Genomic DNA, 7,412 nt, shown 5'->3' on the forward strand with positions numbered 1-7,412 from the left:
CTTTCTCAACATCGTTAAAACTATCGAGATATGTATAAACAGTCAGGCTTGAAATAGTGTTATCTCAAAGGAACAAGCCCTACTTCATTTCACCATAGCGTTCTAGATACAGAACTGTTGCAGCGGTACGAGAAGGCACTTGCAGTTTTTTCAGCAAGCTTTTCATATGTACCTTAACTGTCGATTCAGAAATAAACAGGTGATCGGCGATCTGCTTGTTACGGTAACCTTTCGCGACTTCTTGAAGGATTTGCATTTCGCGTTCAGTCAGTTGATCGAAGATATCATTGCGGCTACCAGCATCATTTAAGTAACGAGCAACCACACTGCTGTAAGCCTTGTCACCGCTGTGTGCTTGCTTAAGCAGTTCAATTAACTCATCGGGTTCTGTGTCTTTCAACAAGTAGCCATCAGCGCCCGCTTTTACAATCGCTTCAATGTCTGCAGGGCTATCAGAAACCGTTAGAATAACGATGTTAGCGCTTGAGCCATCAGTACGAAGTGCTTTCAGCGTATCAAGTCCAGACATGCCTTTCATATTAAGATCCAAAAGGATCAAATCAGGTTCTTCTTCATGGGCAAGAGCGACTGCTTCAGTACCGTTACTTGCTTCTGCAATCACTTCGAATTCATCTTCAAAGCTCAGTAATTGGCTTATACCTCTGCGCATCAATGGATGATCATCAACCAGCATTACTTTACAAATCGTCAACTTTAACTTCCTTCAAACTTTTATATTTCAATATGACTGTACAGCCTTCACCTTGAGCCGCTTCAATCGTTAAGTCGCCATTCAGTCTTGCCGCACGCTCCTGCATAATGCTCATCCCGTAGTGGTTCGTCTTGGAACTACTAGAGTCAAAGCCATCTCCATTATCTTTAATCACGACTAATACTTCACCTTCCTCATCGATACAGCATACATCTATCAAGTCGGCATTGGCGTGTTTTATTGCATTTATTGTTGCTTCACGAATCAATTGAAGCAAGTGAACCTGACTATGCGCATCAAGCTCGATCGATGAGAGATTATTAGTGAGGTTAATCTTCGCATCGGTTCTCTCGCTGAGCGCCTCAAGCATGGTACTTAAGGCGTCTCCAAAGTTGCCCTCTTTAATGGTCAACCTAAATGTGGTGAGTAGCTCTCTTAACTGGGTATAAGCGTCGGCTAAGCCGTTTCCGATCTCAGACGCGATTTGTTCAGATTGCTCTCGGTGCTGTTGCTCTGGCAGTTTGCCAATCACACGCTTTAATAGTGTAACTTGAATTTTCAAGTACGACAGTGATTGAGCCAATGAATCGTGGAGTTCACGTGCAATCGTGGCACGCTCTTCCATGATAATAAGCTGTTCAGCTTTCTTTTGAGCACGATTGTAGTAGATCGCTCTCGATAGCAGTTGAATGAAGCTTTCGATCAGAGCTTTAGTTGAGTGCCCGTGGTGATATGAACAGTATAAATAGCCGAGAATAAGTTCGTTATCGTCGAGTTTCATCTCAAACTTTTCGTAGTCTAAATTCGAATCGTAACCTTCATCCATAATCAATGAACGGCCTGAGTTATCGACAATCTCGAGCCTCAGTGATCCAATCCCTTCCAAGCTCACGAGATGCTGCAAGATAGCTCGGAAGTTTTCAGGAGCAATACGCGTCACCGTGAGCTCTTGTGACGAGTTATAAAGTGCCTGCAGCGACTGGTTCGCATTTTGCAGCTCAATCGTCTTTGCATCCACCACATCTTCAAGGTTTCGATAAAGCACGCCTAAATCTTTGGCCATCGAGTTGAAGGTTTTGGTCAAAATGCCCATTTCGTTGTTACTGGTCACCTTGAGTTCTACCTCGAAGTCGCTGTTTTTGATTCTTTGGCTCGCACCGACAAGAGCATGTAGCGGTTTAACAACCTGTTTACGTACAAAGTGAACAACAAAAAGAGATATGACCAGAATCCCACCAAGGCCGATACCACCAGCCCACGCTAACTTTATTAACTTGTCTTCAGAGAACTCTTGCAGCTTATAAACGAAGCCATCGATTTCAGCCACGAAGTTTTCAACCAACACGAGATAGTGATCGCGCTCTTCGCTATTCAAGACCTGTTTTAGCTCATGCCAACGGCCGATAATTAAATAGTAATCTTCTGTGATGTCTGTCGGAACATTCCAACTGACCAAATTAGTCATGGATGGCGAGTAAAGAGAACTTTCGAATTCACGAATATGAGATTCATAATCGACAGATTCTATTTGAATATCATGGGCTAAACGGTAGCTTTGCATTCGCATTGAACCGGCCACGTTAACCGCTTCCGCATCATTCAAACTTGAAGCCAAAGTAAAGATGGCAAAGCCAGTCGTAGCAACCGACAACAGCAGTATAGAGAGCAAAGATTTTGCTATCGTACTTGTTACAGATGAAACCGGTTTTATAAGCAAAAGTGCCTTCCTATTGATAAATGACTTGCCAGCGATATCGTATTGTCACACATCAAAAATCATAGCTCCATTCAATATGTGATCACTCGCTCCGTAATTTATTGATCTAAGACAATATATGCCCCCAATTAGCCCTTAGGGGGTATTTATACAATTGTTTCTAAAACTACACTACTTGTGAGGACTCATTACAAGATATTAATAGAATAATGACCTACAATTACAACATCTTAGTAACATCTATAGGTATCTAGTGGTAGATCTATCAAAACGCCGTCTTTTTTCAAGACGAAAAGTTGACTCAAGCCAGATTCGTTTGCCTTGGATTGACAGCCTAGAAAGCTTTACAGATGACTGTACTCGCTGCGGTAAATGCATCGAGAGTTGTGAGACTAAGATAATCATTGTAGGCGATGGTGGTTTTCCCACTGTAGATTTCTCTATTGATGAGTGTACGTTCTGCTATCAATGTGCAGATGTTTGTCCCGAACCCATTTTTAAGCCAAAGCAAGGAGAGCCTTGGCAAGCAAAAGCACAAATCTCTGATAAGTGTTTAGCGCAACAAAATGTTGAATGCCGAAGCTGTGGTGACATGTGTGAACCTATGGCCATTCAATTTGAACTTAGAGCAGGCAGTGTTGCTCTACCAAAAATCGAGTTAGATGAGTGTAGCGGTTGTGGGGCCTGCGTAGCAATTTGCCCTACTTCGGCTATTCTTGTGAGTAATGCATAAAACAAAAATAACGAGAGCAATTTATGGCACTAAATGAAGTGCATATATCAAGTTTAGTCGTGCATGTGAGCCCTGAGCATCTAAATGAGATCAAAGCGGAGATCGATCAATTCGATAACGCTGAAATCTACGGAGATAGCCCTGAAGGCAAAATCATCGTGGTCCTAGAAACTGAAAACCAAGGTTTTGTAACGGACACCATCGAAGCAATAAACAACATTAAGAACGTTTTGGGGACAGCTTTGGTTTATCACCAAATCGAAACTGGACTCGACGAAACGGATTTAGAAACTGGAAGTAACAATTCTCAACTTGAGGGTGAAGTATGAAAATGACAAGACGTGCGTTTGTGAAAGCAAACGCAGCTGCATCAGCGGCAGCCGTTGCAGGTGTAACACTACCGGCAACAGCAACCAACCTGATCGCTAGCTCTGATCAAACAAAAATCACGTGGGATAAAGCGCCTTGTCGTTTTTGTGGTACGGGCTGTTCAGTACTAGTAGGTACTCAAAACGGTAAAGTGGTTGCGACTCAAGGCGATCCAGAAGCTCCTGTAAACAAAGGCCTTAACTGTATTAAAGGCTACTTCCTTTCAAAAATCATGTACGGTAAAGACCGTCTTGAGACTCCTCTACTTCGCATGAAAGACGGTGAGTTCCATAAAGATGGTGATTTCGCACCCGTATCTTGGGACAAAGCGTTCGACGTGATGGCTGAGAAATGGAAAGCTTCACTGAAGAAGAACGGTCCAACAGGTGTTGGTATGTTCGGTTCAGGCCAATGGACAGTAATGGAAGGCTACGCAGCCGTTAAGATGATGAAAGCGGGTTTCCGTTCAAACAACATAGATCCAAACGCTCGTCACTGTATGGCTTCTGCTGTAGTAGGCTTCATGCGCACTTTCGGTATTGATGAGCCAATGGGTTGTTACGATGACTTTGAACACGCAGACGCATTCGTACTGTGGGGTTCAAACATGGCAGAAATGCACCCAGTACTATGGACTCGTATTACAGACCGTCGTCTAAGCCACCCACACGTTAAAGTAAACGTACTGTCTACTTACTACCACCGTTCTTTCGAGCTTGCAGACACGGGTTACATCTTCGAACCTCAATCAGATCTAGCAATTGCTAACTTCATTGCTAACTACATCATTCAAAACGATGCCGTTAACTGGGACTTCGTGAACAAGCACACGAACTTCAAGCAAGCAACGACAGACATCGGTTACGGTCTGCGTGACGATGATCCACTACAGAAAGCAGCCGCAAACCCTAACTCAGGCGAAATGACTGCTATCTCTTTCGAAGACTACAAAGCGTCTGTTGCTGAATACACAGTTGAGAAAGCGTCTGAAATGTCAGGTGTACCTCAAGAAGACCTTATCAAGCTGGCTAAGCAATATGCCGATCCAAACATCAAAGTAATGTCACTTTGGACTATGGGTATGAACCAACATACTCGTGGCGTATGGATGAACAGCCTTGTGTACAACATCCACCTTCTTACAGGTAAGATTTCTACTCCAGGTAACAGCCCATTCTCACTAACTGGCCAACCGTCAGCGTGTGGTACAGCGCGTGAAGTTGGTACATTCGCTCACCGTTTACCTGCCGATATGGTGGTTGCTAACCCTAAACACCGTAAAATTGCAGAAGATATCTGGAAACTTCCAGAAGGCACCATTCCACCGGTACCCGGCGCTCACGCTGTTCTTCAAGACCGTATGTTGAAAGACGGTAAAATCAACGCTTACTGGGTAATGTGTAACAACAACATGCAAGCGGGTCCAAACATCAACACTGAACGTCTGCCAGGTTACCGTAACCCTGATAACTTCATTGTATGTTCTGACCCGTACCCAACGGCAACAGCTCAAGCGGCTGACCTCATCCTTCCAACAGCAATGTGGATTGAGAAAGAAGGCGCTTACGGTAACGCAGAGCGTCGTACACAAGCATGGTACCAACAAGTGAAAACTGTAGGTGAAGCTAAGTCTGACCTATGGCAAATCATGGAATTCTCTAAGCGCTTCACTATTGAAGAAGTTTGGGGTGAAGAACTGGTTGCGAAAATGCCTGAGTACCGTGGCAAAACCATGTACGACGTGCTTTACAAAAACGGCAACGTTGATGCATTCCCACTGTCTGAAGCTCAAGAGCTTAACGACGATGCACAAGCTCAAGGTTTCTACGTTCAAAAAGGTCTATTCGAAGAATACGCAGCCTTTGGTCGCGGCCACGGTCACGATTTAGCACCATACGATCGCTACCACCAAGTTCGTGGTCTACGTTGGCCTGTTGTTGACGGTAAAGAGACACTATGGCGCTTTAAAGAAGGTTCAGATCCATATGCTAAGAAAGGTTCTGATTGGGACTTCTACGGCAAACCAGATGGTAAAGCACTGATCATCAATGCACCATACGAAGCGCCACCTGAAGTACCAAACGATGAATACGATATGTGGCTATGTACAGGTCGTGTTCTTGAGCACTGGCACACAGGTACTATGACTCGTCGTGTACCAGAACTTTACAAAGCAGTACCGGATGCACTTTGTTACATCCACCCTGCTGATGCTAAAGCTCGTGGTCTTCGCCGTGGTGATGAAGTTCTTATCGAAAACAAACGTGGTGAAGTACGCGTTCGTGTTGAAACTCGTGGTCGTAACCGTCCACCACAAGGCTTGGTATTCGTACCATTCTTTGATGCAAGAATTCTGATCAACAAGTTGATCTTGGATGCAACGGATCCTCTGTCTAAACAGACGGATTACAAGAAGTGTCCAGTTAAGATCACTAAGGTCGCTTAAGGACAATATGTTCTTACCACTTAGCTCGTAGATCTGACGTTTTTAATATTGCGACTGCTTTTTTCGTTACTTTTTGAAAGAAGTAGTCCACTCAAAGAATTAGCCTTTAGGCGGAGAAATTAACCATGAAAAAACTGATTACTGCCCTACTATCAGCTGGTCTTTTGCTAGCTGGTGCAGTTCAAGCTGAAGCTGAACTGGATAACCCAGGCGGCATTGGTGGCGTAGAATCTCTACGTGGTGCAAGTGAACTTGAAGCAACTCGCGCAGCAGATGACTTCAAAAAGTTCCCTCGTGACCAAGTACTTGAGAGTGACTACGTATACCAACCACCTCTAGTGCCTCATACTATTCGTAGCTATGAAGTTTCTCTTAACGCTAACAAGTGTCTTTCTTGCCACAGCTGGAAAAACGCAAAAGAAATGGGTGCTACTAAAGTGAGTGTAACTCACTACATGAACCGTGAAGATGCGGTACTTGCAGACGTATCACCTCGTCGTTACTTCTGTCTACAGTGTCACGTACCTCAAGCTAATGCTAAGCCACTAGTTGAGAACGAGTTCAAACCTGTAGATTCACTGCGTTAATCGTAGCCGGACTGTAAGAGAGGCTATATATGATAAAATTACTTAAAGCGTTTTGGAAAAGACTTGCGACACCAAGCAAAGCAGCCGTAGGCGTTGTTTTGTTCTTGGGTTTCTCGGGTGGTCTTTTGTTCTGGGGTGCATTCAATACGGGTATGGAGGCAACCAACACGGAAGAATTCTGTTCTGGCTGTCACGCACCTATCGTTGCTGAAATCCAAGAGACAATTCACTACTCTAACCGTTCTGGTGTTCGTGCTATCTGTTCAGACTGTCACGTTCCTCATGAATGGACAGATAAAATTGTTCGTAAGGTTCAAGCATCTAAAGAGCTATACGCACACTTTATTGCGAAAACCATCAATACTGAAGAAAAGTTCAAAGCACGTCGTGCTCACCTAGCGGAACGCGAATGGGCTCGATTGAAGAAGAACGATTCACTTGAGTGTCGTAACTGTCACCAGTTCGATTACATGGACTTCTCAGAGCAGAGCCCCCGTAGTGCGAAACAACACTCGACTGCGCTAGCTTCTGGTGAAAAAACGTGTGTAGACTGTCACAAAGGTATTGCACACAAACTACCAGACATGCACGGCGTTGAAGGCTGGCAATAAGGAGCGTTTGAATGAGTACTTTAGAAAGCGTAATTTGGCACATCCTAGGTTACAGCGCTATGCCAGTTATCATTCTTGGTGGCTTTGCAGGTGTTGCAGCCGTATCTCTTTGGATTTTATCTATGGGTAAAGACAAAGAAATCGATTAACAATCGAGATTCCATCAACTTCTACCAGATAATTCTGATATGAGTTGATACGAAAAAGCCACTGATTTTGAAGTGACCCCGTAAAGTT

Annotated in this window: 8 protein-coding genes; 6 read left to right on the forward strand and 2 right to left on the reverse strand. The window is 44.1% G+C overall.

The features are described 5' to 3' along the window. Positions 1–79 precede the first annotated feature (79 nt). Together AB4351_RS21550 and narQ are read right to left on the reverse strand one after the other, a co-directional pair. Positions 80–712, reverse strand: a complete 633-nt coding sequence (locus AB4351_RS21550; RefSeq protein WP_008219279.1) for a response regulator — start codon at positions 710–712, stop codon at positions 80–82. Further along, entirely contained in the window at positions 699–2,429 is a 1,731-nt protein-coding gene (gene narQ, locus AB4351_RS21555) for a nitrate/nitrite two-component system sensor histidine kinase NarQ (protein ID WP_372127132.1), read from the reverse strand. The genes AB4351_RS21550 and narQ overlap by 14 nt, the downstream gene beginning before the upstream one ends. A 253-nt stretch (positions 2,430–2,682) precedes the next feature. On the opposite strand from narQ, the gene napF reads away from it, so the two are divergent. From napF to AB4351_RS21585, 6 genes are all read left to right on the forward strand, one after another. Next, positions 2,683–3,162, forward strand: coding sequence for a ferredoxin-type protein NapF (napF, locus tag AB4351_RS21560; protein ID WP_017062611.1), 480 nt, complete (start codon positions 2,683–2,685; stop codon positions 3,160–3,162). A gap of 23 nt (positions 3,163–3,185) precedes the next feature. Beyond that, positions 3,186–3,491 (forward strand): chaperone NapD, encoded by a 306-nt coding sequence (locus AB4351_RS21565; protein WP_017062612.1) that lies wholly within the window; start codon positions 3,186–3,188, stop codon positions 3,489–3,491. Beyond that, positions 3,488–5,977, forward strand: a complete 2,490-nt coding sequence (gene napA / locus AB4351_RS21570) for a periplasmic nitrate reductase subunit alpha (RefSeq protein ID WP_372097373.1) — start codon at positions 3,488–3,490, stop codon at positions 5,975–5,977. The genes AB4351_RS21565 and napA overlap by 4 nt, the downstream gene beginning before the upstream one ends. 125 nt (positions 5,978–6,102) lie before the next feature. Beyond that, positions 6,103–6,564 carry a nitrate reductase cytochrome c-type subunit gene (locus AB4351_RS21575; RefSeq protein ID WP_017062614.1) on the forward strand — a complete coding sequence of 154 codons (462 nt, stop codon included), beginning with the start codon at positions 6,103–6,105 and terminating at the stop codon, positions 6,562–6,564. Between the two features lie 29 nt (positions 6,565–6,593). Next, positions 6,594–7,175: a NapC/NirT family cytochrome c gene (locus AB4351_RS21580; protein WP_009845456.1), complete on the forward strand. Its 582-nt coding sequence runs from the start codon at positions 6,594–6,596 to the stop codon at positions 7,173–7,175. 11 nt (positions 7,176–7,186) lie between these two features. Beyond that, the gene (locus AB4351_RS21585; RefSeq protein WP_010430103.1) at positions 7,187–7,324 is read left to right on the forward strand and encodes a TIGR02808 family protein; all 138 of its coding nucleotides are present in this window, start codon (positions 7,187–7,189) and stop codon (positions 7,322–7,324) included. Positions 7,325–7,412: the final 88 nt, after the last annotated feature.

Origin of the sequence: Vibrio sp. 10N.261.51.F11, from assembly GCF_041471665.1 — a bacterium.
In the GTDB taxonomy this organism is placed as follows: domain Bacteria; phylum Pseudomonadota; class Gammaproteobacteria; order Enterobacterales; family Vibrionaceae; genus Vibrio; species Vibrio crassostreae_C.

What these genes read in the sequence shown, in the direction of transcription:
- AB4351_RS21565 (WP_017062612.1), top strand. Translation starts at nt 3,186, where the DNA reads ATGGCACTAAATGAAGTGCATATATCAAGTTTAGTCGTGCATGTGAGC.
- napA (WP_372097373.1), top strand. Translation starts at nt 3,488, where the DNA reads ATGAAAATGACAAGACGTGCGTTTGTGAAAGCAAACGCAGCTGCATCA.
- AB4351_RS21575 (WP_017062614.1), top strand. Translation starts at nt 6,103, where the DNA reads ATGAAAAAACTGATTACTGCCCTACTATCAGCTGGTCTTTTGCTAGCT.
- AB4351_RS21580 (WP_009845456.1), top strand. Translation starts at nt 6,594, where the DNA reads ATGATAAAATTACTTAAAGCGTTTTGGAAAAGACTTGCGACACCAAGC.
- AB4351_RS21585 (WP_010430103.1), top strand. Translation starts at nt 7,187, where the DNA reads ATGAGTACTTTAGAAAGCGTAATTTGGCACATCCTAGGTTACAGCGCT.